This window comes from Edaphobacter acidisoli, from assembly GCF_014642855.1.
In the GTDB taxonomy this organism is placed as follows: Bacteria; Acidobacteriota; Terriglobia; order Terriglobales; family Acidobacteriaceae; genus Edaphobacter; species Edaphobacter acidisoli.
The window spans coordinates 3,128,575-3,153,780 of the sequence record NZ_BMJB01000001.1 but is presented as its reverse complement, the minus strand read 5'-3'; the positions used below and the strand labels follow the sequence as shown (position 1 = coordinate 3,153,780).

The 25,206-nt window shown below is 57.2% G+C and carries 22 protein-coding genes and 3 tRNA genes; 18 read left to right on the top strand and 7 right to left on the bottom strand.

Going from position 1 to position 25,206, the window contains the following annotated elements; translation table 11 throughout:
• Nucleotide 1 precedes the first annotated feature (1 nt).
• The 9 genes from IEX36_RS12865 to IEX36_RS12825 all read left to right on the top strand — a co-directional run bounded on the left by IEX36_RS12865 (nt 2) and on the right by IEX36_RS12825 (nt 10,257).
• Complete coding sequence (locus IEX36_RS12865; RefSeq protein WP_188759661.1) at nt 2-466, top strand: RrF2 family transcriptional regulator; 465 nt, start codon at nt 2-4, stop codon at nt 464-466.
• A 59-nt stretch (nt 467-525) separates the two neighbouring features.
• Nucleotides 526-1,794, top strand: coding sequence for an IscS subfamily cysteine desulfurase (locus IEX36_RS12860; protein ID WP_308422306.1), 1,269 nt, complete (start codon nt 526-528; stop codon nt 1,792-1,794).
• Nucleotides 1,795-2,061: 267 nt separating this feature from the next.
• Nucleotides 2,062-2,478 (top strand): Fe-S cluster assembly scaffold IscU, encoded by a 417-nt coding sequence (gene iscU, locus IEX36_RS12855; RefSeq protein ID WP_188759660.1) that lies wholly within the window; start codon nt 2,062-2,064, stop codon nt 2,476-2,478.
• 102 nt (nt 2,479-2,580) lie between these two features.
• Nucleotides 2,581-3,084, top strand: coding sequence for a HesB/IscA family protein (locus IEX36_RS12850; RefSeq protein ID WP_188759659.1), 504 nt, complete (start codon nt 2,581-2,583; stop codon nt 3,082-3,084).
• 115 nt (nt 3,085-3,199) lie between these two features.
• Entirely contained in the window at nt 3,200-5,425 is a 2,226-nt protein-coding gene (locus tag IEX36_RS12845; RefSeq protein WP_188759658.1) for an alpha-N-acetylglucosaminidase, read from the top strand.
• A gap of 15 nt (nt 5,426-5,440) precedes the next feature.
• Nucleotides 5,441-6,631, top strand: coding sequence for an acyltransferase family protein (locus IEX36_RS12840; protein WP_188759657.1), 1,191 nt, complete (start codon nt 5,441-5,443; stop codon nt 6,629-6,631).
• Between the two features lie 147 nt (nt 6,632-6,778).
• Entirely contained in the window at nt 6,779-7,717 is a 939-nt protein-coding gene (locus IEX36_RS12835) for a tetratricopeptide repeat protein (RefSeq protein ID WP_188759656.1), read from the top strand.
• Nucleotides 7,718-7,830: 113 nt separating this feature from the next.
• A complete protein-coding gene (locus tag IEX36_RS12830) occupies nt 7,831-8,988 on the top strand; it encodes an acyl-CoA dehydrogenase (RefSeq protein ID WP_188759655.1) in 1,158 nt (385 codons plus the stop codon).
• A 111-nt stretch (nt 8,989-9,099) separates the two neighbouring features.
• Nucleotides 9,100-10,257, top strand: a complete 1,158-nt coding sequence (locus IEX36_RS12825) for an MFS transporter (RefSeq protein WP_229668948.1) — start codon at nt 9,100-9,102, stop codon at nt 10,255-10,257.
• Here the strand turns inward: IEX36_RS12825 and IEX36_RS12820 are convergent.
• Nucleotides 10,258-10,334: transfer RNA gene (locus IEX36_RS12820), tRNA-Arg, on the bottom strand. It lies immediately after the preceding gene.
• Nucleotides 10,312-10,956: a hypothetical protein gene (locus IEX36_RS12815; protein ID WP_188759653.1), complete on the bottom strand. Its 645-nt coding sequence runs from the start codon at nt 10,954-10,956 to the stop codon at nt 10,312-10,314. Before IEX36_RS12815 ends, IEX36_RS12820 begins: the two co-directional genes overlap by 23 nt.
• Nucleotides 10,957-11,703: 747 nt before the next feature.
• Between IEX36_RS12815 and IEX36_RS12810 the strand changes: the two genes are divergently transcribed.
• The gene (locus tag IEX36_RS12810) at nt 11,704-12,384 is read left to right on the top strand and encodes a PEP-CTERM sorting domain-containing protein (protein ID WP_188759652.1); all 681 of its coding nucleotides are present in this window, start codon (nt 11,704-11,706) and stop codon (nt 12,382-12,384) included.
• A 317-nt stretch (nt 12,385-12,701) separates the two neighbouring features.
• On the opposite strand, the gene IEX36_RS12805 is transcribed toward IEX36_RS12810, so the two are convergent.
• The 4 genes from IEX36_RS12805 to IEX36_RS12790 form a co-directional block, all read right to left on the bottom strand.
• Nucleotides 12,702-13,970, bottom strand: a complete 1,269-nt coding sequence (locus IEX36_RS12805) for a S41 family peptidase (RefSeq protein WP_188759651.1) — start codon at nt 13,968-13,970, stop codon at nt 12,702-12,704.
• A gap of 380 nt (nt 13,971-14,350) precedes the next feature.
• Nucleotides 14,351-15,391, bottom strand: coding sequence for a YheT family hydrolase (locus IEX36_RS12800; protein WP_188759650.1), 1,041 nt, complete (start codon nt 15,389-15,391; stop codon nt 14,351-14,353).
• Nucleotides 15,391-16,188, bottom strand: coding sequence for a DUF72 domain-containing protein (locus tag IEX36_RS12795; RefSeq protein ID WP_229668947.1), 798 nt, complete (start codon nt 16,186-16,188; stop codon nt 15,391-15,393). The genes IEX36_RS12800 and IEX36_RS12795 overlap by 1 nt, the downstream gene beginning before the upstream one ends.
• 31 nt (nt 16,189-16,219) lie before the next feature.
• Nucleotides 16,220-16,294: transfer RNA gene (locus IEX36_RS12790), tRNA-His, on the bottom strand.
• Between the two features lie 91 nt (nt 16,295-16,385).
• On the opposite strand from IEX36_RS12790, the gene IEX36_RS12785 reads away from it, so the two are divergent.
• The 7 genes from IEX36_RS12785 (at nt 16,386) to IEX36_RS12755 (ending at nt 23,331) form a co-directional block, all read left to right on the top strand.
• On the top strand, nt 16,386-16,928 hold the full coding sequence (locus IEX36_RS12785; protein WP_188759649.1) for a DUF4112 domain-containing protein: 543 nt from the start codon (nt 16,386-16,388) through the stop codon (nt 16,926-16,928).
• Nucleotides 16,929-16,958: 30 nt separating this feature from the next.
• Nucleotides 16,959-17,035, top strand: a tRNA-Pro gene (locus tag IEX36_RS12780).
• A gap of 732 nt (nt 17,036-17,767) precedes the next feature.
• Nucleotides 17,768-18,709: a hypothetical protein gene (locus tag IEX36_RS12775; RefSeq protein WP_188759648.1), complete on the top strand. Its 942-nt coding sequence runs from the start codon at nt 17,768-17,770 to the stop codon at nt 18,707-18,709.
• Between the two features lie 3 nt (nt 18,710-18,712).
• Nucleotides 18,713-19,678, top strand: coding sequence for a DUF4129 domain-containing protein (locus IEX36_RS12770; protein ID WP_188759647.1), 966 nt, complete (start codon nt 18,713-18,715; stop codon nt 19,676-19,678).
• The gene (locus IEX36_RS12765) at nt 19,675-20,886 is read left to right on the top strand and encodes a DUF4350 domain-containing protein (protein ID WP_188759646.1); all 1,212 of its coding nucleotides are present in this window, start codon (nt 19,675-19,677) and stop codon (nt 20,884-20,886) included. Before IEX36_RS12770 ends, IEX36_RS12765 begins: the two co-directional genes overlap by 4 nt.
• A complete protein-coding gene (locus tag IEX36_RS12760) occupies nt 20,870-21,880 on the top strand; it encodes an AAA family ATPase (protein ID WP_229668946.1) in 1,011 nt (336 codons plus the stop codon). Before IEX36_RS12765 ends, IEX36_RS12760 begins: the two co-directional genes overlap by 17 nt.
• Nucleotides 21,880-23,331 (top strand): DUF58 domain-containing protein, encoded by a 1,452-nt coding sequence (locus IEX36_RS12755; protein ID WP_188759645.1) that lies wholly within the window; start codon nt 21,880-21,882, stop codon nt 23,329-23,331. Before IEX36_RS12760 ends, IEX36_RS12755 begins: the two co-directional genes overlap by 1 nt.
• Nucleotides 23,332-23,333: 2 nt before the next feature.
• On the opposite strand, the gene IEX36_RS12750 is transcribed toward IEX36_RS12755, so the two are convergent.
• Nucleotides 23,334-24,344: a stage II sporulation protein M gene (locus tag IEX36_RS12750; protein WP_229668945.1), complete on the bottom strand. Its 1,011-nt coding sequence runs from the start codon at nt 24,342-24,344 to the stop codon at nt 23,334-23,336.
• A gap of 44 nt (nt 24,345-24,388) precedes the next feature.
• Here IEX36_RS12750 and IEX36_RS12745 point away from each other — a divergent pair, with 44 nt between their 5' ends.
• Nucleotides 24,389-25,168, top strand: a complete 780-nt coding sequence (locus IEX36_RS12745) for an RDD family protein (protein WP_229668944.1) — start codon at nt 24,389-24,391, stop codon at nt 25,166-25,168.
• Nucleotides 25,169-25,206 lie beyond the last annotated feature (38 nt).

Genomic DNA, 25,206 nt, shown 5'->3' with positions numbered 1-25,206 from the left:
GATGCTGCGTCTGACCAAAAAAGCGGACTACGGTCTGATGGCTCTGAAGTATTTGGCGGAGCAGAAGGACGGCAGTGCTCACAGCGCTAAGGACATTGCCGAGGCGTATCACATTCCTCCTCAGCTTCTGGCAAAGATTCTCCAGACGCTGGCCAAGGCTGGGTTATTGGTTTCTCATGCGGGCACTAACGGGGGTTATGCCCTGGCAAAGTCGGCTGCAGAGATATCAGCATTTGAGGTCATCCGTGCAATAGACGGGCCGCTATTCATTACAAGTTGCATCACAATCCATGGAGCCTGCGACCTGACTAGCACCTGCACCATCAAAGAACCATTACGCAAGGTGAACGACAGCATCAAGGACTTGCTGAGCGGCATCTTCATCGCCGACCTGATCGAGGCAGAGACGGAACAGGCAGGATCAGGTGTACCAGTGGGCGGTGGGTTAGTAACGATAGCGATCTAACGCAAAACGGAAGAGTTTAGAAAACTGGGTTTCAACGAACGATAAGGATGAGTCGAGACATGAGCAACAACGGGGTAGTGGTCAGCGAATCGAATACGCCGGTTCCCGAGGGCGTGCATCTTCCTATTTACATGGACAACCATGCAACGACACCACTCGATCCGCGCGTGCTGGAAGCCATGATGCCGTACTTTACGACTGTCTTCGGCAACGCAGCCAGCCGCAACCATAGCTACGGTTGGGAAGCAGAAAAGGCAGTCGAGAAGTCCCGCGAGCAAATTGCAAAGCTGATCGGCGCGACAGCGAAGGAGATCATTTTCACTTCGGGCGCGACCGAGTCTAATAATCTTGCACTCAAGGGCATCGCGGAGATGTACCGCGAACGCGGCAATCACATCATCACGCAGGCCACTGAGCATAAGGCTGTTCTCGACACCTGCAAGAAGCTCGAGAAGCAGGGCTTCCGCGTGACCTATCTGCCAGTGCAGGCGGACGGCCTGATCGATCTCGAAGATCTGAAGCGCGCCATGGACGACAAGACCATCCTCGTCTCGATCATGTATGCGAACAATGAGATTGGCGTCATCCAGCCCATCGCAGAGATCGGCAAGCTGTGTCACGAGAAGGGCATCATCTTCCACACAGACGCAGTGCAGGCCGTTGGCAAAATAACTGTAGATGTCCAGAAGGACAACATCGACGTGCTGAGCCTGAGCGGGCACAAGATTTATGGCCCGAAGGGTGTGGGTGCGCTTTACGTGCGTCGTCGCAATCCGCGCGTGCAAATCTCCGAGCAGATTAATGGCGGCGGACACGAGCGTGGGATGCGTTCAGGCACGCTGAATGTTCCAGGCATCGTTGGTCTTGGCGCAGCGTGCGAGATTTGCAGCAAAGAGATGGAAGCCGAGGCGAAGCGGGAGCGCGAGCTGCGTGACTATCTCCGCAACAAACTCGAGACAGCACTCGACTACACGAAGGTGAATGGCAACATGGACCACCACCTTCCCGGCAACCTGAACATGAGCTTCATCTATGTCGAAGGTGAAAGCCTGTTGATGGGCATCAACGATGTTGCAGTCTCGTCCGGATCAGCTTGCACGTCAGCCACGCTGGAACCAAGCTACGTGCTGAAGTCACTGGGGCTGGGCGATGATGTGGCTCACAGCTCCATCCGGTTCGGGCTTGGCCGCTTCAACACGAAGGCCGAAGTGGACTACGTGGCCGACAAGATTATTGATGTCGTGCGGAAGCTGCGTGAGCTTTCGCCGCTGTACGAAATGGTCAAGGAAGGAATCGACCTCTCGAAGATCGAGTGGGCGGCGCACTAATGCGAGAGGGTTGGTTGGCTCGCATCAACGATGCGTCAATCTCCGGATGCTTCGCACAGGCGAGGCCTTCGAAGCTCCCTCGAACAGTGCAAGTAGCCACGATTGTGGCTTTTCTGGTTGCTATCGTTGTAGCTATGCGTTTTCTTGGAATTACACCGATCAGGCGCATGCACCTCGATCCCCGATAACGAGAGCAACCGCGATATTCAACGTTGGCGCAGCGAAATACGCCGGAGTATCATCTAAGTAAGAGAAGAGGAGCACAAAATGTCATACAGCGATAAGGTAGTTGACCACTACAACCATCCCCGGAATGTCGGCACGCTGGACAAGAGCGCGACCGAGGTTGGCACCGGCCTGGTCGGCGCTCCTGAGTGCGGCGACGTGATGCGCCTGCAAATCAAAGTGAATCCCGAGACGCAGGTGATCGAGGACGCGAAGTTCAAGACCTTCGGCTGCGGCTCCGCCATCGCCAGCTCATCACTTGCGACCGAGTGGGTGAAGGGCAAGACGGTCGAAGAGGCGCTCACGATCTCGAACACCGACATCGTAAAGGAACTGTCGCTTCCTCCGGTGAAGATCCACTGCTCGGTGCTGGCGGAAGACGCGATCCGCGCCGCGATTGGCGACTGGAAGAAGAAGAACAATGTCGTCGAGACGGCCGCTGCTACTGCAGCGCACTAAGCAAAGCATCAGGCGACCGCGGAGCGGTGCGGGTGAACGCGGATGTATGTCGTCCGCGCAGTCTGCGACAGTCCGTGGTCGTTTTGTCAGAGGGCAAAAACGATGGCGATGGTGACAATACAAACCGCGGCGGAGTTGGAGGCGAGCAGGCATCAAGCTGTCTCCGGCGAGAAGAAAGACCCGCTTGCCGGAATGAAACTGCTTACCGCTGAAGGTCAGGAGCCGCGTGCGAAGAACGCCATCGAGATCACCGAAAAGGCACTGAAGCGCATCCGCATTGCAATGGCGAAGGAGGGCGTGTCGCCAGAGCAGGGTGGTCTGCGAGTAGGCATCCAAGGAGGTGGCTGCTCGGGCTTGAGCTACTCGATCCGATTCGATTCACAGCCTCGCGAGCGAGATCGTGTGTATGTCTTCGGCGCAGATGTTGAAACGGCGGGAGACCCTACGAGGGGCGCACCCATTCGCGTCTTTGTCGATCCCAAGAGCTTTCTTTATTTGGCAGGGATGGTACTGGACTTTGAAGAGACGCTGATGCGGCAGGGCTTCAACTTCATCAATCCGAATTCGAGCAAGAGCTGCGGTTGCGGCTCCAGCTTCTCCGCCTAACTTGGCACGTTTACTCACATTTTGAGAGAAAATCGCAGGCATTGACACCTATTCATCAGGTGTCCCTATTTGCGCGGCTAGCCCAAAGTTAGCGCTTACCGGTAAAGTGTTTGTCATGCCTTTCAGACGTACTTTGCTTTGGTTCTCATTCACTCTCTTCGCTTTTGGTTACCCTTTCGGATTTGCTCAGCAGTCTTCGACGGCTCCGGCTGAAGGTGTTCTGAGCCGGCTGATGCCTCAGTTAGCCTCGCAGTTTGAATTGATTCTTTCCCCACGTGCAGATGGCCACGATTACTTTCGTATTACCGGAACAACCGGTCACATTCGCGTTGAAGGTGCCACGACTCCCACGCTGCTCTATGGGGTGAACTGGTATCTAAAGTATGTCGCGCACCTCCAGGTCTCAACCAATGGTCTGCAGCTCGGATTGCCTGGCCTGCGTCTGCCCGCTCCCCCGCAGACGATAGAAAAGTCCGCGCTCTATCGCTTGCGCTATGCATTGAACGAAAACGTCGATGGCTACTCGGCACCTTATTGGGACCAGAGACGTTGGCAGCGGGAGATCGATGTTCTTGCGATGAGCGGCACCAACGCTATCTTGATCGAGCGTGGCACAGACCTTGTGCTCTATCAGACGTTCCGCGACGCCGGTTACTCGGATGAGGCAATCCGCCGCTGGATTACCCAACCCGCACACCAAAACTGGCAGCTGATGGGCAACATGTGTTGTTTCGACGAGACAGTCACGATGGAACTGATGAAAAAGCGTGCCCACTCGGCAAAAAATTTAATCGATGAGTTACGCAGTCTCGGCATCACACCGGTGCTGCCGGGCTACTATGGGGTAGTTCCTGCGGACTTCGCCACACTGCACCCTGGCGCGCACATCATCACGCAGGGTGAGTGGAATGGCTTCACGCGGCCCGGATGGCTCGACCCTCGCGACCCGGAATTCGACAAGCTCGCATCGTCGTTTTACAGGCATCAGCACGAACTGTATGGAGACACTTCGATCTATGACATGGAGGTGTTTCAGGAAGGCGGCAACGCGGGAAACGTTCCCGTCAGCGAAGCCGCAAAGTGTGTGCAGCAGGCACTTGAGCGTGCACATCCCGGTGCGTTGTGGATGCTGATGGCATGGCAGCGAAACCCCACGCCGGAATTGTTAGCCGCACTAGATACAAGCCATCTATTAATCGCAGACATCATGCAGGGACGCGTTCCATTCAACGATCGCGACACGACGTTCCGAGGCGCACCATGGCTATTCGGTGGCCTGTGGGAGTTCGGTGGGCGCACCACCATGGGCGCTCCGCTCTATGATTATGCCGTGCGCTTTCCCGAGATGGCTCAGCGCAAAGGCAGCCACATCGCCGGCACCGCGTTGTTCACCGAAGGCCTCGACACCAACCCATTCGCATTCGATCTGTATACCGAGATGGCCTGGCACGCGACTCCAGTGAATCTACAGCACTGGACGGACGGCTATGCGCTGCGACGCTATGGTGAGGGCGACCTTCACGCACGCCGCGCATGGCAAATCCTGCTCAAGACCGCCTATAGCTATCGCGCCGACGGCAATATGCATCACGGCGAACGGGACGCCTCGCAGGATTCTTTGTTCAATGCAGAGCCGTCACTGACGGCAATGCGTGCAGCTTCGCCAGCCCCTGATGTCCTACGCTACAACCCCGCCGATCTTGCTCCCGCGTTAACCGAGTTACTGGAAGTCTCGCCAAAACTGCGCGGAACCGAAACCTACCGTTACGATCTCGTCGATGTAGCGCGGCAGGTAATGGCAAATGAAGCTCGCATTATGCTTCCACAGATTAAGAGTGCATATGACACCAAAGACAAGAAGGCGTTCTCTCGGCTCACCTCCGAGTGGCTCCGTCGAATGCAGCTGCAGAATGATCTGCTCAGAACCAATCAGTATTTCCTCCTCGGGCGCTGGCTGTCGTATGTTCCAGCGTGGGCATCGTCCCCTGCGGAACTGGACCGGCTCAATTACGACGCACGCTCGATCCTGACCACATGGGGAGAACGCAAAGCCAGCGAGCAAGGTGGGTTGCACGAGTATGGCAATAAGGACTGGGCCGGACTAACGAACGACTACTATATGCCGCGATGGAAGATGTACTTTAACTCGCTCGCCACTTCGCTGGACACGGGCAAGCCACCAAAGCCCATTGACTGGTATGCTTTTGGCGATCGCTGGAACCACGGCCGGAAGCACTTCAGCGCAATGCCCTCCGGAGACAGCTACGCAGCCGCGCTGGCGATAGCTCGCGAACTGCATCTTGCTCCGGAGCAGGTTGCAGCTTCGGCACAGCTCAGGTAGGCAAGGAGGCGACACATGACCACGACAAGCAATCCGCTGCCTGGTTACACCCAGGCTCCGGTGCAAACCGCAACAGCCCGTCTGCTCTCACTCGACTTGCTGCGCGGCCTGACAATCGGCTTCATGATCCTGGTGAATAACAACGGGAGTTCCCATGCCTACTGGGCTCTAAAACACTCCCCTTGGAACGGCTTCTCGCCCACTGACCTTGTCTTTCCGACGTTTCTGTTCCTGGTAGGCATCACTACTGTTCTCTCGACGGCGGCCAGACGAGCAAAGGGCGTCTCACGACAGTCACTTTTTCTGCACACACTCAAGCGGACCATCATCCTCTATCTGCTTGGTCTCGTGGTCAACAGCTTCCCATTTTTCAACCTGCACACCATGCGCTTCTACGGTGTGCTACCTAGAATTGCGATCTGTTACTTCATTGTCGCCACACTCTATCTGCTAAGCCCTGGCTGGAAGAATAAAGTCGCAATTGCAGTGGCCGCATTGATTGGTTACTGGGTGCTGATGCGGTTCGTTACTGTACCCGGCTATGGCACGCCAACGCATCAGATCCCACTGCTTGATCCCGATCGAAATTTAGCTGCACTAATTGACCGGCACATCTTCTCCGCGTCGCATCTGTACGAGCGGACCCGCGACCCAGAAGGCTTACTCAGCACAATTCCCGCAATAGCAACCACACTCATGGGCCTTCTGACCGGCCTCTGGCTGCGCACCAATAACTCGCTCCGCCGCAAGGCGAATGCAATCGCTATCGCAGGGCTATCGAGCGCAGCACTCGGCGCGCTCTGGGCACTCGAATTTCCCATCAACAAGAAGCTCTGGACCAGTTCGTTCGTGTTGTACGCGGGCGGCCTCAGCCTGATGCTGCTCGCCCTCGCCATCTGGATCGTCGATGCGCGCAGATCAAAACAAAGTGAAGTCAAGAATGGTCGCAATCCACTCGTCTTCACCTTCCTGCTCGTCTTCGGCACAAACGCGATCACAGCCTATGTTCTGTCCGAACTACTGGCATCTGCGTTAGCCAGTGTCCACATAGGCCACATGACGCTGAAGCATTGGATATACAGCGGCATACTTGCATGGATGCCGGACTCAGGCATCTCCTCACTGATTTACTCGCTGGGCTTTGTTGCGGTCTGCTGGCTACCGGTGTATGTGCTCTATCGCAAACGCATATTCGTAAAAATTTGATTGCAGTATTACCTGTTAAGGTTCCAGAACCAGATTTGGTACACGTTATCCACTGATATCTGGTGGAGCATGCTTGATTTGGTCTTGATTGGCGCGGGTGCGCGAGGGATACTCCAGACAGAGTCCAGATAGGGACGCGCAGGAGTTATGGCCAGGGCCAACCAAGTTGACGACGTGACCCGATACAGCCGTCAGGATGTTCTTCGTATTCTGCGTCTCAATCCTCGCCATCTTGCCGCGTGGGAACGAGCAGGACTTGTCTCTCCTTGTGAAGAATATTCTTTTGCCGACATGGGTCGTCTGCGTAAGCTGCGCGAGTTACAGGCCGTGAAGCGGCTCTCGGCCCAGAATATTCGGGCATCTGTGGAAGCGATGCAGCGAATAGCAGGAGTACGCAATGCTCTGATCGAAACCTGTGCTGTACGCCAAGGCTCGCGGCTCGCATTCCGTCATGGCGGATCTCTCTTTGAACCACTAACCCAGCAACTCGCATTTGATTTCGACGCATCTTCAGGTCGTTCTGTACAAATGACGCCTGCACAAACACAGCAATCTGTGCAACAGGTAGCCGAGGTACAGGAAGTGTTTCTGCGCGCTGTACGGCTGGAGGAAAGCGCGGCCACTATCCCAGCCGCAATCGAGCTCTATCGCGAAGTATTGGTATCGAACCCGAATCACGCACCCGCCCTCATCAATATGGGTACGATTCACTACAATATGCGCCAGTACGAAGCGGCGGAAGGTTTCTATCGTAGAGCAACGGTAGCTGATCCTGATTACGCGTTGGCATTCTTCGATCTCGGTAACGTGCTCGATGAGATGCAGAGACTCGATGAGGCGACTACGTCATATCAAAGAGCTGTTGCTTTGGTCCCGCAATATGCCGATGCACACTACAATCTCGCATTAGCATACGAACGCCAAGGACAACGGCGGCGAGCCCTTCGCCATTGGCTTACCTACGTGCGACTGGATCCTGTGGGGCCATGGGCAAATCACGCGAAGGAACAAGCGCGAAAGATATTGAGCAGCGAGAAGCTTTCGATTGTAAGTCGCCGCGGACGGCTTGTGCGTGCCGCAGGCTGATTCTGAACAATGGCTGATCAGTGGATTGTCTACTCTTCTTTCCAACAACTATAGATAGATGCTGTCCGCGTGCTAGACTCGCTCTTTGCAACTTCGACTTTTATGGGGTGTGCATGGCCCAGGACAGCGCAAAGCCAGCTTTAACACAGTTGAGTGAAGATGAGCAGATGTTCCTCAACACAGTTCATCAGTTTGCAGTGGAACAGATTGGGCCGTTGTCACGCGACATGGACGAAGCACAGCAGATGAACGCCGTGCTCATCCAGAAACTCTTCTCGATGGGTCTGATGGGGATTGAGGTTCCAGAGCAGTACGGCGGAGCAGGTGGAAGCTTCTTCGAGGCAATCCTCGCTGTCGAAAAGATCTCGGAGGTAGATCCTGCTGTGGGCGTCCTGGTGGATGTGCAGAATACGCTGTGTGTCAATGCACTCAGAAAATGGGGCACGGAAACGCAGAAGCAGCGGTATCTAACGCGACTGGCAAAAGACACCATTGGAGCTTATGCGCTTAGCGAGGCGACATCGGGCTCCGATGCGTTTGCGCTTCAGACGCGTGCAACGAAGCGTGGTGAGAGCTATGTCCTAAATGGACGGAAACTATGGATCACAAATGCGAAAGAAGCAGGACTCTTCATTGTCTTTGCGACGCTTGATCCTGCGGCAGGATACAAAGGCATCACGGCGTTTCTCGTGGAGAAGGGCTCTGCAGGGTTTTTGCTCGGTAGAAAAGAAGACAAACTGGGCATTCGCGCTTCGAGCACCTGCGAGCTGATCTTCAACGACTGCATTGTGCCAGCAGACCGGATTCTCGGCGAACCAGGCAAAGGCTACAAAGTCGCCATCGAAACACTGAACGAAGGTCGAATTGGCATCGGTGCACAAATGCTCGGACTAGCCGAAGGAGCATGGATGCATGCAGCGAAGTGGGCGAAAGAGCGCAAACAGTTCGGCAAACCTCTCGTCGAGTTTCAGGCAATGCAGTTCCAATTAGCAGAGATGGCAACCGAAATCGAAGCGGCACGGTTGATGGTCTACAACGCGACACGGCTGAAGGATGCAGGAGTCGAATTTTTAAAAGAGGCAGCAATGTGCAAGTACGTTGCCTCACGAGTAGCCGAGCGTGTTGCAAGCCTCGCAGTTGAAGTCTTCGGCGGCTCAGGCTTCGTCAAGGATTATCCCGTCGAAAAGCTCTACCGCGATGCGAAGATCGGCAAGATCTATGAGGGCACTTCATTTATGCAACTATCTACAATAGCTAAACTTTTGCTTTGAGTGCTTTACACTATTGGTCAGGCCTCTTATTTCATGTCTAGGACCACGCATTCAACGCCTTGTGCGCCACTTCCCTTTCTTGGACTGGCGTGCGCAGTAGGCGTATCGACAATGTATTACAACCAGCCACTTTTGCTGGAGATGGGGCATACATACGGCGCCACAGCCGGTCGCGCCGGATTCATCGCTGTAGCGACGCAGGTAGGTTACGCTCTGGGTCTGCTTATGTTTGTCCCATTAGGGGATGTGCTGGAACGGCGATCTCTCATGATGAAGATGTACGGTGCCGTGGCTGTTGCTCTGGTGTTCGTGGCCCTGGCACCAAGCTTTGCATGGCTCATCATCGGCAGCGTGCTGATTGGACTGTTTGCATCAGTTACCCACGTGGCACTGCCAATTGCTCCGGACCTGGCAGATAACTCGCAGCGCGGGCGCGCAATCGGCATCGTGATGACCGGGTTGCTACTCGGGATTCTGCTTGCACGCACTTTCTCAGGTTGGGTAAGCAAGATTCACGGCTGGCAGACGGTATTTATCGTTGCTGCCGTGATGAATGCTGCATTTGTGCCGCTGTTGTTGAGAGTAATGCCCAAGCTTCCTCCCAAACAGAATTTGCTTTACACCGATGCGATGAAGTCGCTCTGGACGCTCTTCCGTACCCAGCCCCTGCTTCGTGAGTCGTCGATCCTTGGAGCACTGGTCTTTGCCTCGTTCAGTTGCTTCTGGACGACGCTGGCGTTTGTGCTCTTTAGTCATTATGGTCTGGGAGCGGGCGTCGCTGGCACGTTTGGCCTGGTCGGTGCCGCCGGAGCAATGGTAGCTTCGGTCGCTGGACGACTGGCCGACAAGCACGGTTCGCGCTGGGTAATAACGGTGGGCACGCTACTGCTGGCGGCTTCGTACGTGCTTCTCTGGGGTGAAGAGCGAGCGCACATTTCAACCACGCTACATCTCATCGCACTGGCTGTCGGGGTAATCGTGCTCGATATCGGAGCGCAGATGACGCAGGTTGCTAACCAGACGCGCATCTTCGGACTGGTGCCTTCGGCACGCAGCCGCCTGAATACGGTCTACATGACGGTGTACTTCAGTGGTGCGGCAGTCGGGTCGGCTCTTGCGACGATCGCGTGGGAGCACTGGCACTGGAACGGGGTCTGCTACCTCGCGTTGGGGTTGATCGGGCTGGCGGGGGTTCGCCATGCGACCGGGGTGCGCGACGAGGCCGACCACTGCCATCCTTCGAAGGAAGACATCCTGATGGAGGCGTAGTGGTGAGCGAGGCAGGGCTCGAACCTGCAACCGTCAGCTTAGAAGGCTGATGCTCTATCCAATTGAGCTACTCGCCCTTCGCGGTGGGCTTTTATAGATTGTAGCGGAACCTCCTTGCGGGTCCCGGCTGCGGATGAGGGCGACGATGGCGGCCAGCGCGGCTGCCCAGTTTTCTTCCGCGGCGTGGGGATCGTGGGCGAGTGCCTTGATGTAGAGGCTGATGGCGAAGCCCTCCTGCGGGCCGTCGAGGTCGAGGAGCGCGGGGCGGATGACGTACTCGGCGAGGGCGTAGGGGTAGTGGAGCGGGGCGGCGAGGCGGGTGAAGCGGTCGAGGAGTTGCCCCTGGCGGTGGAAGGAGGCGAAGAGGGAGCGGTCGCGCCAGAGGAGGTCGAGGTAGCTGGCGAAGCCAGCGGGGGCCTCGTGGGCGGGGTGGTCGAGGAGGAGTTGGACCTGGGTGAGCTCGTCGGGGCCGAGCGGCCAGACGTCACACTTCGCGGTGAAGACGGGGGAGCGCGGGGCGTTGAGGGCGCGGAGGGCGTGGAGGAGTGCGGGGTGGTCGGCGGCTTCGGAGACGTCGTCGAGGTCGTAGGGGTTCTCGCGGAGGTCGATGAAGCGGCGGGTGAGGTCGGCGGGGTCGGACCAGGGGACGACGAGGACGGGATCGTCGGCGGCGCACTCGGCGGACCACTCAGCGAGCACCCGGAACCCCCTCCCCGTACTTTTTGTGCAAAGTCTTCATTTTATTTGGTTTGTGGTTGGACTTGGTGATGGTTTCCCCTTGTAAGATGTTGATTTTGCTGGATGGTGTGTGTTTTTGAGTGTCTAAAGTCTTCATTTCAAAGAAGAAGTTCGGTTTCCCGGCCATGGGTCTCGCGTTTTTCTGACCCTGATTTAAGTGTAGCAACTTGGGTGGGGTTTTACGCCACGGGCAACTTGTTTGGAATGAGTGCTTTGACCTGACTTGGGGGTTGACATGCGATTTTGGCTGGAAATTCGAGGAAGAAATTTGTAAGTGCAATGAATATAGTTAGTTAGTTGGTGTGGTTCTGTACATTTCGGGTTTCACCTCTGAGCGATCCCGGATTTTGTGGCGGAAAGTGGGAAGCGGTATGGGCAACCGGTGCGGTCTCGGGGTCCTTCGACTCCGCGCTCTGCGCTCCGCTCAGGATGACGGCTCTCGATCGATGTGCGTTACGAATCATCAAGCGACGGGAGCATTGTGGTGGGATGAGTGAGCCGCACGCGAGGCGAACGATGTTCCTTTGTGCATGCATAAAATTGCGCTGCTCATCTGAAGGCGAGGGGCAAGCTGCAAATTTTCGGGATTTTCCTGCTGGTTCGTTTGGCGATCTATTTGCACGTGGAGATTGATATACGCTCCACAACGGAACTTCAGGGATTCCTTGCAGGTGCGTTGTGTTGAGTTGCGTGCGTGGAGGAACTTGCATGTCGTTGCAGTTGGGATCCTATGTTCGGATGGCCGGTTTGGTCGCGTTGGCGGCGGCTTTTGTGGCGGGAAGCTCGGGACGAGCCGATACGCTGTTGATTCAGGGAGAGATCACGGGCGTCTCTCAGTCGAATGGTCAAAGCGTGCTTTCGGTCTCGCTTCCGACGCTGGATAATTTGGTGCTGGCAAACTATAGCTCGATCGATCTTCAGCTCTCGGTCACCCCAGGGCAGGAGGTGGTTGTCGACGAGAACTCGTTTTTTGGCTTTGGCGTAAATTTCTGGCGGGCCGGCTCCACGGGTGCGACACCTGCAGGAGGCGCTTGTACGTTCAGCATGACGGGAAGCGGTCCTGCTCCTTCCGGTTCCGGGACCTGCGCAATCGGGACGAATGCCGAGCTGATTTATTACAGCGACTTCCAGAGTTTCTCAGCAGGCGACACGTTCACACAACTTGACTATGTGATGAATGTTCCGACAAATCTTCCTGTGTTGAGTGGAGCGGATTTTACCCCGGATAGCTTCGAGTCCCCGGGCTTCAACTTCCACGATCCGAACGGGGGCACGGAAACGGAGGCGACGATGCAGTCAGCGGCTACGCCGGAGCCGGGAACGCTTGTATTGGTGGGGACCGCGTTGCTGTCAGGCGCGGGATTGATCCGGCGGCGTCTGCAGGCGTGAGGACAGATTGAGTGGAGAGCCGGCGCTTTGGCGCCGGCTCTTTTGTCTGCGGCGTGATTTGTGGAATGGAGATGCAAAAGCTGCGATTGCGGCGCGGCTGAAGTCGTGCCCTTAAGCAAAGCGAAACGCGGATTCCCTGCGGGAATGACAAACAAAAAGAAGCAACTGCATCTGCGATTTTGTCTTGAATTCAGTGGCGGAAAGCGGGGTGCGGCATGGGCAACCGGTGCGGTCTCGGGGTCCTTCGACTCCGCGCTCTGCGCTCCGCTCAGGATGACGGCATCGCACTTGTGCCTCGCCCCACCGACTCGCGCCGTTCAAGGCGCCGCTCGTCGCGGCTCATTGTCAGGCAATGGCTGACGCAGTATCCAATCGATGGCCGCGTCTCTGCCGGTCCGGAATGCGTTCCAATCGGGATCGACACGCTGGTCCGGAAAGACGCCTGCACTGTCTCGGAAGGGCTGGAACCTGTACTTCAACGTCGCGCAGGACGCTCGAATGTGTGAATTCGGCAGCGTGAACCAGTGGTTCTCCTGGTAGCCGTTCGGACGCGCACCCGTCGGCTCTCCCACCAGAATCGCCTCGGTCTCACGCCGGAAATCCGTCACATTCGTCATCGCGGCGGAAAATGTCCTTCGTCCCGTAATCACGAACAGCCGTCCGGTCTGGTTCAGTTGCGGCAGAAAGATGATCTTCGATACGAGATACTCGCGTCCCTGCATGAAGTTCCCGCCGATATTCCAACGCATATCGACGATCAGACGTTTTGGCGAATGCTCCGCGATGAAGTCCCAGAGCGGCTTGGTCTCCTGCTCAAGGTTTTGGTATGACCGAAAATCAACATACACGGTCTGCGAGTCCGGCAAATAGGTGAACCAAAGACCATCATCCGCATGCTGGAATGAGAGCGGAACTCGATCGCCAAGCATTACCATCGCGGTGCTCTTGCCCGGCGGATCGGCGCGAAGCGCAAGCGTGAACCGCCTGCCGGAATCGGTCTCAAATGTGAAAGAGGCCGTATCGCCGTCGGGAATGATGTGCAGAGCCGCAAGCGGTTCTATCTGCGTGATCAGTCGTGCGCTCTTGTCCATCACAAACCATTCGCTCTCGCCTTGAGGGATAAGCTGCTGAAGTCTACGATTGACCTCATCGATCGGCGTCGAGCCAACCGCTATAATCCTCGTTCCCAAGACGCTGCTGTACTCCGGCGCGGCGCGCACCACACGAAGCTCGTCACCGAACCAAAACACCTCAATGGGTACTGCAGTTGGGACTGCCCCATAAAGCATTCCGGTGTCGACAAATGTGTGTCCATCCCCGATCGACGCGGCCAGCCGCTGCAGGCCGACCACAATCTCATCATCCTTCATCGACGGGATTCGGCTCCGCAGGTCCGCGACCTCGGCATCGAACCTCGCCTTCGGAATCAGGTGATACGGGTTGCGGTGATAGGTTGTGATCTCGTTGGCGAAATACCCCAAATCCTGCCTCCACTGCGCGGAGGTCAGCGACGGAATTCCCTGCGCGCGCGTCAGCGCAGCCGACAACATGAAGAAACAAACCAGGCATTTGCGGAGGATTTGCATTTCGCACCTAGATAGTGATACGAACCCGCTCCCACTATAACCGAGTCAGAAGCCAAGGATAGTCCCCATTTAATGGATTTAGCATGTTTCGGTGAGTTGAACTGATGCCCCAGCTTTTTTGTGCAGCCTCCTCACTTTTTGTGCAAAACAACGTTTTTGTGCAAAGCCGCCGTGCCCTTAAGCGAGGCGAGACGCGATTCCCCGTGGGGATGACAACAAAAGAAGCAACGGCGGCTGCGATTGTGTCTTGAGTTTTGCGGCGGAAAGTGGGAAGCGGCATGGGCAACCGGTGCGGTCTCGGGGTCCTTCGACTCCGCGCTCTGCGCTCCGCTCAGGATGACAGTAATTAATGCGGGCTGGAGCTGACTCCTGGCGAAGGTTCAGGCGTTGGCGAGGAGGAAGCGGAGGAGGGTGTGTTCGGCCCAGTAGCCATCGTAGTTGTTGGCGGGATCGGGTTGGGCGAGGAAGGCGCAGTGGCCGCCGTGCTCGGGTTCGATGAGGGTGATGTTGGGGTTGGAGGCGATCTTCGCGCGGGTCTCCGGGATGATGCGGATGAAGGGATCGTCGGTGGCGTGGAGGATGAGTGTGGGGACGGTGATGCGGTCGATGACGCGGGCGGCGGCGGCGCGGGTGTAGTAGTCGTCTGCGTTGCGGAAGCCGGAGTAGAGCGCGGTGATGCGGTTGTCGAACTGGCGCAGGGAGTGGATGCCGGTGGCGCGGTTGGGATCGTAGGCGCGTGGGAAGAGTGTGGTTTTGCGGCGAAAGCGGCGCAGGAGCGCACGGAGAAATTTCTGCTCGTAGATGCGGTTTTCGATGCGGTGGAGCGCGTCGGCAGATGGACCGAGATCGACGACGGGCGAGACGCCGATGACGGAGCGGAGCTCGGGCGGGGCTTCGGGGCCGAGGTCGCCGGCGAGCTTGAGGACCAGATTGCCGCCCATGGAGTAGCCGATGAGTGAGACGGATTGGAGGCCGAACCGCTCCACGAAGAAGCGCATGACGGCGAAGACGTCCGAGGAGAGTCCGGAGTGGTAGAGCGTGGGGGTGAGGGCTTCGGTACCGCCGCAGTTGCGCATGTTCATGCGAACGATGTTGGCCCCGGCGCGCCAGAGCTTGTTGGCGTTGCCGATGACGTACTGCGAGCGCGATGAGCCTTCGAGGCCGTGGACGATGATGGCGGTGGGGCGCGAGGCGCGCACCGCTTCCGGCTGCCAGTGGCACTGGCAGAGTACCTGGCTGGCAATCTGCCCGTTGGTGGCGGGTGAGACTTCGACGAGCTCGTCTTCGGCGGGAGGGAGATGGTCGGCGCGCGGGAGGAAGTTTCCCAGGATGGTCTGGAGATGGTTGTTGGTGAGATAGCGGCGGGGTTGGAACTGTTCGGCGTGCGCAGCGAGGGCCTCGGGAACTGCGGTGGTTTGCATTACGCTCCGCTTGCCTCCCTGACTTTGGTGAGGAACTTGAGCGCGTCGATGGCGCCGGAGGGCTCGTCTTCGTGCTTGAAGTAGACGTAGACATCGCGTTCGCGTGCGAGCGTGCTGAATCGTTCGGCGAAGGCGGCCAACTCTGCGGCGGAGTAGCCTCCGGTGCGGCGGAGGCGGAAGCTGGTGTGTGTGGCGGCGGTGTGGACCTCAGGTGTGCGGAGTTCGTCGCTTTCGGCGATGCAGAGCGCGGCGTTGTGTTCGCGCAGGATGGCGTAGGTCGCGTCGGAGAACCAGGACTCGTGGCGGAACTCGAAGGCTATGGGCGTGGCGCCGGAGTTTTCGAGTGCGGCGATGGAGAGGAAGTCGGCGAGCAGAGCGGCGTCGGCTTTGAAGTTGGGCGGAAGCTGGAAGAGAAGAAGGCCGAGTTTGCCTGCCTGGCGGACGGGCTCCAACACGGAGATGAACTGGGCGACGTCGGCGGCGCATTCGCGGAGGCGCTTGAAGTGCGTGATGCGCTGCGGCGATTTGAAGCTGAAGCGGAAGCTGGATGGCGTGGAGGCGAGCCAGTTTTCGAGCGTCTTGACTGTAGGGAGCGCGCGGAAGGTGTAGTTGACCTCGACGGAGGTGAGCTGCGATGAGTAGTAGTCGAGGAACTTTTTCTGCGGGGTGGTGGCGGGGTAGAAGTCGGGCTTCCAGGTGGGATAGGCCCAACCGGAAGTTCCCGCGAAGATGCGGGAAGGTGGTTGCAGGTCGCGTTCGTTTACGAACAGAGGCGGCGTTTGAGATGCACGAGGCAAGGTGTATCCGCGTCGTAAATTTGGGGAGTATTGGGGCGGCTAGTGGGGTTCGAACCCACGACATCCGCAGCCACAGTGCGGCGTTCTGCCACTGAACTATAGCCGCCGTATAAACAGAATTATAGCATTGTGGCCTGTGGGGATTGCCGCGATGGATGGCGGCGCGTCTAATGGAACGGCGTGATGAAGGAAATCAGATGGCTTTGAAGACGAAACCCGAGGTGTTGCCGCCGCGGTTGAAGCGGGGAAAACAGGCGTTCAAGGACGAGAACCTCGACCTGCTGTCGCATGTGCTGGACGACTTCATTCGCGTGCCGGGCACGTCGATTCGGCTGGGTCTGGATGGAATTGTGGGCGTGATTCCTGGGATTGGCGATGCGATTGGCGGGATTGCTTCGTGCATTATTATCGTCGCGGCGTGGGCGCGCGGGGTGTCGTATGGGACGCTGCTGCGGATGATTGTGAATGTCGGGATCGAGGTTGTGGTGGGGTCGGTTCCGATTGTGGGCGATATGTTCGATATTGTGTGGCGAGCGAATCGGCGGAATTATGCGCTGCTGACCGGAAGCTTGTATGAGCCACGCAAATATACGATTCAGAGCTGGATCTTTCTGGGGCTGCTGTGCGTGGGGCTGATGTTGCTCGTGCTGTTGCCGGCGATTCTGTTCGCGTGGCTGTTTGGCGATGCGGTGCATGCGCTGCTGGGGGCGCCTCCGCATGGGCTGTTTGGGAGTTTCTGAGCGCACGGGGATACGATAAACTAAATCAGTCGGGGCGTAGCGCAGTCTGGTAGCGCATCTGCTTTGGGAGCAGAGGGTCGGGGGTTCGAATCCCTCCGCCCCGACCATCCTTCAGATTTTCTCCTCAACAAGACGGTTCGTGCACTCGCGCGAATGCACAATCATGCGATAAAACTGCATGAATGGGGCACCCAGTGTGTAGATTTCATTCGATGTGTGGGCCACCCGCCGATGGTTAATGCAGCGAATTAGGGGGCGTGAATGGGGGAACTAAAGAAGGAATTTGTACGCAGGAGAAGCGATAATCCCTTACGAGAAGCGGCTGTTGATTCTCCCACCCTTGCAGCTTCTTGGCTGAAGGGTGGCGAGTCACTGTCACCAATCCAAAGACTAGGCCATGGAGTGTTTTCGATAGTTTTTATCGGTGCAGGACTCTTCTTGGCAGACTCTTGTTGGGATGGCGTTCAAGCGGGTGACCTTTTCAATATCTTCTTTTTTGGAGCAGCCAGCTTGTTTTTCCTGTACTTTGGCTTACGAGGAGTGAGGAACGCGCTTCGCTTGAAAGCCAAAGGCGAGGTGCGGCGCGAATCTTCGGACTAAGAGAAGCCCCCTCTGGATTACCACCCTACTTGCATAGCAGCGGATGACTCGCGTACTGTTGGCGAGTTAAATAGCAGGAAGGTTCTAAAATCGTCCACTAAGGCCGACCATTCCTTCAGATTTTTCCCCTCAACAAGACGGTTCGCGCACTCGTGTGGGCGAGAGAAACTGGCTCAAGCAGGATTGTGCTACGATTCTCGGCAACATTGATTCAACTCAACTTGCAGGAATCCCTGGCTATGTCCGAAGAGCCTTTGCTTCATCCCAACCAGCCGGCAATTTCCCATACTGACGATGTTTCAAACTCTCCTGCTCCGTTTGAACTTCGTCCTCTCTCCACGGGAGAGATTCTGGATCGAGGAATCTATCTTTACCGCTCCAGGTTTGCTCTTTTCATTGGGCTCTCGTTGCCGCCGGCAATCATTTCTGTGGCGGGCCAGGCCCTGAGACTCAGCCTGATGCATTGGCGAGGAAACACCTATGCGTTAGTTCTTGCCGGAATTTTCCAGATTGTGACTGCGATTCTGGCCTGGTTCGTCCTGGGCATCACGCAGGCTGCAACCTCTTCTGCCGTATCCAGCATTTATCTTGGCGAAGCCACCTCGATTGCAGCGGCGTTTGGTTCCATTGTGAAGCGCTGGTATCGATACATCGCCATTGCGATATGGCAGGTGTGGAGCGGGAGCTGGCTGATGGTGCTGCTCGTGGTTGCAGCCGGGGCGGCCAGCGGGGCCAGGATCAGCTGGCTTGCAGTTTCTCTGCTGTTTCTTGCCTTCGCCAGCCTTGTTTATGGTGTGATTGCTTATATCCGCAACAGCCTGGCTGTTCCTGCCTCGGTTGTCGAATCATCGGGCGTGCGTGCTTCCATACGCCGCAGCAAGCAGTTGGTTAGCGGGCGAAAAGGACGTATCTTCCTGATGTTTGTTCTGGTGATTGTGCTGTATATGGTGATGGGGATGATTGAGATGCCTTTTGCATTGATAATCGCCCGTTCACCGATGAGCCCACACACCGTGGTGGAAGGCATCTTACTTCTCATCAACTTTATCTGCCAGGTTCTGGTGGCGCCTGTGAGCAGCATTGCACTCAGTCTGTTTTATTTTGACGAACGGGTCCGGCGGGAAGGCTTCGACATTGAGTTTCTGCTGGCGCACAATACTATCTCTCCCGAATCCGCGTAACGTATGAGGTTTGCATGGCTCATCCCGGGGGCGTTGGGCATCGCTGTCCTTTCTTGTGGGAGGACCTGCGTTGCTGCTCCGGCTGCACCGGGTTCCACCATCTCCAGCTTTGCCGATTACACGGCCCACCTGGACAGCCTGCGCGAGGTCATTCTTCTTTGCAGGAACGACGCGGCTCAGTGCCAATCCAGCAAAGTGGGAGCGGACCAGCGCATTGAGCCGGAGGGTTTTACCGCAAAGTACGGTTGGCTGCGCGATGCGATCGACCGGTCGAAGGACAAAGCCCTGAAGGACCGCGACGCTATCTTAGACAGCGCTCTGACGCGCGTTGGGGTAGAGGAGAGTGAGGCGCATCAGAATGCAGACGCAGCTGGCTTCGACAATGCCCGCCGCGTAGCGAACGACATTCTGGCGACACCTGAGTTTCAAAGAGTACAGGGACCTTCGTGGTGGGAGCAGAAGGAGTTGGCCTTCTGGCGCTGGGCCGACCGTCTCTTCGGCGATGTATCGGATGCCGCGGGGCGTAATCCTTGGCTGAGGCCAGTCATTCTCTGGGGGATGCTGGTTCTCGCAATTGCGGGACTCTTCGTCTGGGCGAGGCGCGCGTTCCAGCGTCAGCGATTTGTTGTGCGCGTCGAAGGTCAAGGCACGTCAATGATTGCCTCAGGGAGCTCGCCTGATTGGACGGCTCTTGCACAGCAGTACTCCGCGGAAGAGAACTGGCGTGAGGCTGTTCATTGCCTTTACTGGGCTTCGATCGTGATGCTGGAGGGACGAGGGATATGGCGGCGAGGCGTCGCGCGCACGCCCCGCGAGTATCTTCTACTTTTGCGATCAGGGTCCGCGCAGCAAACAGCGCTGAGGCAGCTGACCTCGCTCTTCGAGCGGGTATGGTATGGCAAGCACCCTATCGGCAAGGGCGATTACAACAGCGCTCTCGCACTCTTCGACGCGTTGAGGTCTGCATGAGACGGCTTTCGCGCGATACGCTGCTGGTCCTGTTTTCCGTTCTTGGAATTGTCGCGGTGATTGGCGCCATCAGCATCTTCTCTCCCGAATCCGATAACGCGGACCCCACGCCAACTACATACAACAGCGGTACGGACGGAGCAAAGGCAGCGTATCTCCTGCTCCAGAAGCTTGGTTACGATACCGCTCGCTGGGACCGCACCATCTCTGCCCTGGACGAGATCGACGCTGCACATACGACCTTCATCCTGGCGGAGCCGTGGCCATCGGGAGAGGACAATCATCGCGCGAGGCAGGCGATGGAGAGCTTTTTGCAACGCGGAGGGCGCGTTCTGGCGACTGGCGCCGGTGGCTATTATCTTCCGCAATCGGAGATGTCGCGCGCGGCACGGGTCAACGATAACCTGTGTTCTACGACTCCGGAGGGGCGTGGGGATCTTGCACGTGCGGGTACGGTGACAATTTCCGGCAATCAGGCGTGGGCATCGGACAAGATTTCAGTGCGAGTTCAACAGCGCTGCAATCAGGACGCTGTTGTCGTCAGCTATCGGGTCGGTTCTGGTGAGGCGATCTGGTGGAGCTCTGCGATGCCCTTGACCAATGCAGGCTTGAAAGAGGATGGGAGTCTGCGTCTTCTGCTCGCCTCCATCGGCCCATCTGGCAGGCGTGTGCTGTTCGATGAGTTTGTGCACGGCAATCGAGTCAGCCCCTGGGACTTCGCCAGTGGAATTCCCATACGATCGCTGGCGCTTCAGTTCGGACTGATTGCGCTCCTTCTTCTTGTCAGCTTCAGTCGCCGCCATGGCCCTACACGAGCGTTGTTGCAGGTTCCACGAACCTCTCCGCTTGAGTTCGCTGAGTCGATGGGGCAGCTTTATGGCAAGGCCGGAGCTACAGCTATCGCAGTAGACTGCTCGCGGCGCCGCGTAGTTCGTTACCTGTATGAGAGCTGCGGAGTGCCCGCCGAGGTCCTGCGCGATTCCCCGAAAGCTATTGCAGACGCCGTGCAGCAGCGGTTTGGTGGAGACTGGTCGAAGCTGGAGGAGCATCTGAAGCACGCGAATGGTTCTGAATTTCAATCGATTTCGCCTGCAACCGCACTCTCGCTTGTAATAGCCTTGAACCGCGATTTGCTCGAACTCAAGAACCGCATCCAAGTTCAATCATCCGCAAGAAAAGGGAGTCCGTCATTTGAGCCTCGACACTAACTCTGCTCTTACCTTTCCTGATCAGGGAGATGGCAGCCCGGCCCGGATCAAGGCCACGCTGCAGCTCTTTGAACAGGGCCATGCGCAGATCGGCCGCATCATCGCCGGTCAACAGGAAGTCATCGAGCAGGCGCTCATCACGCTTTTATGCGGAGGACACGCTTTGCTTGAAGGCGTACCGGGTGTCGCGAAAACTCTTGCGGTCAAAACGCTCGCACGCTTTCTTGCTTTGGATTTCCGGCGCGCACAAGGCACGCCAGACATGATGCCCGCCGACATTCTGGGCACCAATGTCTTTTCATTGCAGACCAATGAGTTCAAGCTGCATCGAGGCCCTATCTTTACGCAGTTTCTGCTCGTCGATGAGATCAATCGCATGCCGCCACGAACGCAGGCCGCTCTGCTTGAAGGAATGGAAGAGCGCCAGGTTTCCATGGACGGAACTTCGCATGCTCTGGATGAATATTTCACCGTTTTCGCGACGCAGAATCCGCTGGAGTTCGAGGGAACATACCCGCTGCCAGAAGCACAGCTCGACCGCTTCCTGCTCAAGATCCGCGTTCCGTATCCGGCGCTCGAAGACGAGAGAACTGTTATTGAACGTCATCATGCGAGCACGACGTCCAGAGGGATCGAGTCCACGCCTGTAGAGTCGATCGATGCTGCGTTGTTGGCCGAAGCGCGTCGCGAGGTCCGCGCGGTCCGCGCAGAGGCCCCAATTATCGACTATCTTCTGTCCATCATCCGCCGCACGCGTGAGTGGCCGACGCTTGTTCTCGGCGCGTCGCCACGTGCGTCCTGGAGCCTGCTGGTTGTCGCCAAGGCACACGCCGCCCGTGAAGGGCGTGACTTTGTTGTTCCAGATGATATTAAGAACGCCGCGCCTGCGACGTTGCGGCATCGACTGGTTCTTCGGCCCGAAGCTGAGCTTGAGGGATTCGATACCGATCGAGTCATCGCGGACGTTCTCGCGGCAATTCCAGTGCCTCGCTGATGCAGACGCTTATTCCACCGTCGGCCTCCGGTGTCGTTCGTCCCGTGGGACGCTTTGGCCGCGTCTTCGGATTCGGGCTCACGACTCGGGCGATCCTTATTCTGCTCGGCGGCTTCCTGGGTGCAGTGCCCGCTTTTTTTCACGCCGGAAAACCATGGCCCATGTTCGTGTGGGATGCGGTCGTGCTGGTGCTGGTCCTGTTCGATCTGCTCCTGCTGCCTCCTCCGTCTGCAATCACGGTGACGCGGCGCTTCATTCATTCACCAGCAATCGGGCAGCGCTCTGAAATACAGCTCGAGGTCCTGCATGATGCGCGACGCCCCTTCGACGTTTTCCTGACCGATGATCTGCATCCGAGCCTCGCTGCAGCACCGCTGACCGCTTACGTGAAGGCGTTCCCTCGCGAGCCCGCTGTCGAGACTCTCAACTTCACTCCCCGCGAGCGAGGAGATTTTTCTTTAGGGCGCATCTATCTCCGGGTCCGAGGCGCACTTGGTCTTGTCGAGCGTTGGGCCGTGGTGGAGATGCCACAGGCGGTTCGTGTTTACCCGTCATCTGTGCGACCAGAGGAGAGCACGGAGTTTTATCTCATTCGCGCGCGCCAGATTGAATTGCAGAAGCGACGTCTACGCATGCGCGGCATGGGACGTGACTTCGAGAGTCTCCGCGATTATCGGGACAGCGACGATCTCCGCAACATTAGCTGGACGGCCACAGCACGACGCGCGAAGCTGATCGCACGTGAGTTTGTCGCCGAGCGCAGCCAGCAGGTGTGGATTGTTCTCGATGCTGGCCGCCTGTCCCAGACCGCGGTTGAGCTGAGTAATCGGCCTGCCCTGCCGCAGAGTGCTATCCGACCGGCCGTGCAGGAGGAGACGCTGTTCTCTGTCACTCAGCTTGACCAGGCCACCAATGCGGCGGTCATGCTCGCACAGGTGATTGGCGGCTCGGGCGACAAATTTGCTTTGCTCGCATACGGCCGCAGTATTCAGCAACTGCTGCTGCCGGGAGGTGGTCCAGCACATCTTCGCCTCTTCATTGATCTTCTTTCGAGTGTCCGCAGCGAACGAGCAGAAGCCAACCATCTGCAGGCGGCCTCAAAGCTCAAAAACCTGCAGCGCAGGCATGGACTTGTGATCTGGATTACGGAGATTGCTGAAAGCGCCAATACGCCTGAAATACTCGCCGCTCTCGCGCAACTGGAGCGACACCATGTCGTCATTTTGGTCCTCATCCGTCATCCGGAGCTTGAAGCGCTGGCTTCGCGTACACCTGCGAACGCCGAAGAAATGTATGCGTCGGCAGCGGCCCAGGAGGTGCTGGACCGCCGTCGTGTCCAGATCGTGCAGCTTCAGCAGCAGGGTGTGCTGATCGTTGAGACGACGGGCGCAGAAGCCGGGGCAGCAGCGGTCAGCAAGTATCTCGAAGTGAAGGCAAAGAGTTTGCTCTGAACTCAGCGTTCCTGCCCGCTTTTACCTGTGGGCGCAAGCCCTGTGGCCGGGGTGTGGCGTCCGCCTTCACCTAACCATAATCCGAGCCCCGTCAACAAAGCGGCGCAAACGGAGAACTTGAGGGCAAGCGGTACATGGGTAGGGGAAAGAAATCCTTCCAGCAGTCCAGCGATGACGAGCAATGGAATGGTTCCGGCGAGCAAACGAATTGCATCACTGCCAGCCACGGCGAGCGCATCCTTGCGAAGCAGTGTTCCAGGAAATAGAAGTCCCACGGCGAGCCGCAGGCCCGCTGCACCCGAGATAAAGATGCTGGGCAGCTCAAGGGCTCCATGCGAAGCAACAAAGCTCCAGAGGCTCAGCGCCATTCCGTGCTGAGCGCAGGTTGCGCTGACAACGCCCATCATCATGCCGTTTTCAAAGAGCAGATACAGCGTGCCGATGCCTGCTGCGATACCGCTAGCAAACGTCATAAAGCACACGCTGATGTTGTTCGTCATGATGAAGCTTGATGCCTGCGGTTTTGCACTCAGGATCGACTCGGTCCACATCTTGTGGTGCTCGATTGTATTCATCATGGCGGGGCCAAGCAGGGCCTGCGCGAATCGCGGCCGCGCCATGGCTGTGAGCGCACCAAGCAGCGCACCGCCGACGAAGAGCATGAGCGCTACCGCAGTGTACGGAAGCAATTTGCGGAAAAGCCTCGGGTAGTCCTGCGCAAAAAATTGCCAGACGGAGGTGAGGCTCAATCTTTTTCCAGCGTAGATGTAATTATGTGCTCGGCCGAGGAGCTGATTTAGGTATGCTTCGATGGTGCGTGAGGCGCGGTCTGCACGCACGGCAGAGAGGTCCGACGCCGTCTGGCGGTATAACAGACCGAATTCCCGCAAATCGGCGGCTGCAAGGCTCTTCAGCCCGCTTGACTCTACCTGTTGTACTAATATTTCGAGGCGGTTCCAGCTTTGCCTCCGAGTTTCAATCCAGCGATTCGAGATCATACGGAATGAACGCACCCATGAACTTAGGAGATCAGCTTAACATCGAAACGCCGGAGTTGGTGGATATCCGCTTCTCCGTCTCAGGGATCGGCAGCCGCTGTCTTGCCATCCTTGTTGACACTCTCATTCAGGTCGCGGTTCAGATTTTCATCCTTCTCCTCCTTATCCTTCTTGGCGTTACATTTTCTAAAATTTCGACTGCCGCCTCAGACAAATGGATTATCGCTGGAGTTGTCCTGGTTTACTTTGCTTTGTATTGGGGATATTTCTCCCTCTTCGAGTACTTCTGGAATGGCCAGACTCCGGGAAAACATCTCTTTAAAATTCGTGTGGTTAAGGACACAGGCCGCCAGATTACGTTCTTCGAGGCCCTGGCCCGCAATTTGCTCCGCATCATCGATTCTCTTCCCAGCTTCTATCTGGTAGGCGTCATCAGCATGATGTGTAACAAGCAGCAAAAGCGGCTTGGGGATTTTGTGGCCGGCACCATCGTTGTCCACGAACGCCAGGAAGACCAGCCTTTGCTGGGCCACAACAGCCGTATGCTCACCGCCGGCTTATATCAGCAACCTGTGAGCGAGCCTCCTCTGCAATCGCCGGCAGGATCGGCCCTGATTCAGGGAGACGCTATTGGCCGCCTCAAAGCGCCGGACCTGCAGATGATTGAGGCGTTCACGGCCCGTGCGCTCGATCTGGACATGGATGTCCGTGCCAGAATGGCAGATCGTGTCGCCAATCAAATTGCCGGCAAGATGAACTATCCGATACCGGAGGGCACAAACCCGGAGCGCTTTCTTGAAGCAGTCGCTTATGCAATGCGCGCGCAGAGCCGTTTTTAGACTGGGCAAGGTTGCACCGCGCGCCCGGCCGCGTACTT

Bases quoted from the DNA above. Each gene is read 5' to 3' on its own strand.
- IEX36_RS12825 (WP_229668948.1), top strand. From the start codon at position 9,100: ATGTATTACAACCAGCCACTTTTGCTGGAGATGGGGCATACATACGGC.
- IEX36_RS12775 (WP_188759648.1), top strand. From the start codon at position 17,768: ATGTCCGAAGAGCCTTTGCTTCATCCCAACCAGCCGGCAATTTCCCAT.
- IEX36_RS12765 (WP_188759646.1), top strand. From the start codon at position 19,675: ATGAGACGGCTTTCGCGCGATACGCTGCTGGTCCTGTTTTCCGTTCTT.
- IEX36_RS12805 (WP_188759651.1), bottom strand. From the start codon at position 13,970: ATGCAAATCCTCCGCAAATGCCTGGTTTGTTTCTTCATGTTGTCGGCT.
- IEX36_RS12835 (WP_188759656.1), top strand. From the start codon at position 6,779: ATGGCCAGGGCCAACCAAGTTGACGACGTGACCCGATACAGCCGTCAG.
- IEX36_RS12845 (WP_188759658.1), top strand. From the start codon at position 3,200: ATGCCTTTCAGACGTACTTTGCTTTGGTTCTCATTCACTCTCTTCGCT.
- IEX36_RS12785 (WP_188759649.1), top strand. From the start codon at position 16,386: ATGGCTTTGAAGACGAAACCCGAGGTGTTGCCGCCGCGGTTGAAGCGG.
- IEX36_RS12755 (WP_188759645.1), top strand. From the start codon at position 21,880: ATGCAGACGCTTATTCCACCGTCGGCCTCCGGTGTCGTTCGTCCCGTG.
- IEX36_RS12850 (WP_188759659.1), top strand. From the start codon at position 2,581: ATGGCGATGGTGACAATACAAACCGCGGCGGAGTTGGAGGCGAGCAGG.
- IEX36_RS12810 (WP_188759652.1), top strand. From the start codon at position 11,704: ATGTCGTTGCAGTTGGGATCCTATGTTCGGATGGCCGGTTTGGTCGCG.
- IEX36_RS12840 (WP_188759657.1), top strand. From the start codon at position 5,441: ATGACCACGACAAGCAATCCGCTGCCTGGTTACACCCAGGCTCCGGTG.
- IEX36_RS12865 (WP_188759661.1), top strand. From the start codon at position 2: ATGCTGCGTCTGACCAAAAAAGCGGACTACGGTCTGATGGCTCTGAAG.
- IEX36_RS12830 (WP_188759655.1), top strand. From the start codon at position 7,831: ATGGCCCAGGACAGCGCAAAGCCAGCTTTAACACAGTTGAGTGAAGAT.
- IEX36_RS12800 (WP_188759650.1), bottom strand. From the start codon at position 15,391: ATGCAAACCACCGCAGTTCCCGAGGCCCTCGCTGCGCACGCCGAACAG.
- IEX36_RS12860 (WP_308422306.1), top strand. From the start codon at position 526: ATGAGCAACAACGGGGTAGTGGTCAGCGAATCGAATACGCCGGTTCCC.
- IEX36_RS12770 (WP_188759647.1), top strand. From the start codon at position 18,713: ATGAGGTTTGCATGGCTCATCCCGGGGGCGTTGGGCATCGCTGTCCTT.
- iscU (WP_188759660.1), top strand. From the start codon at position 2,062: ATGTCATACAGCGATAAGGTAGTTGACCACTACAACCATCCCCGGAAT.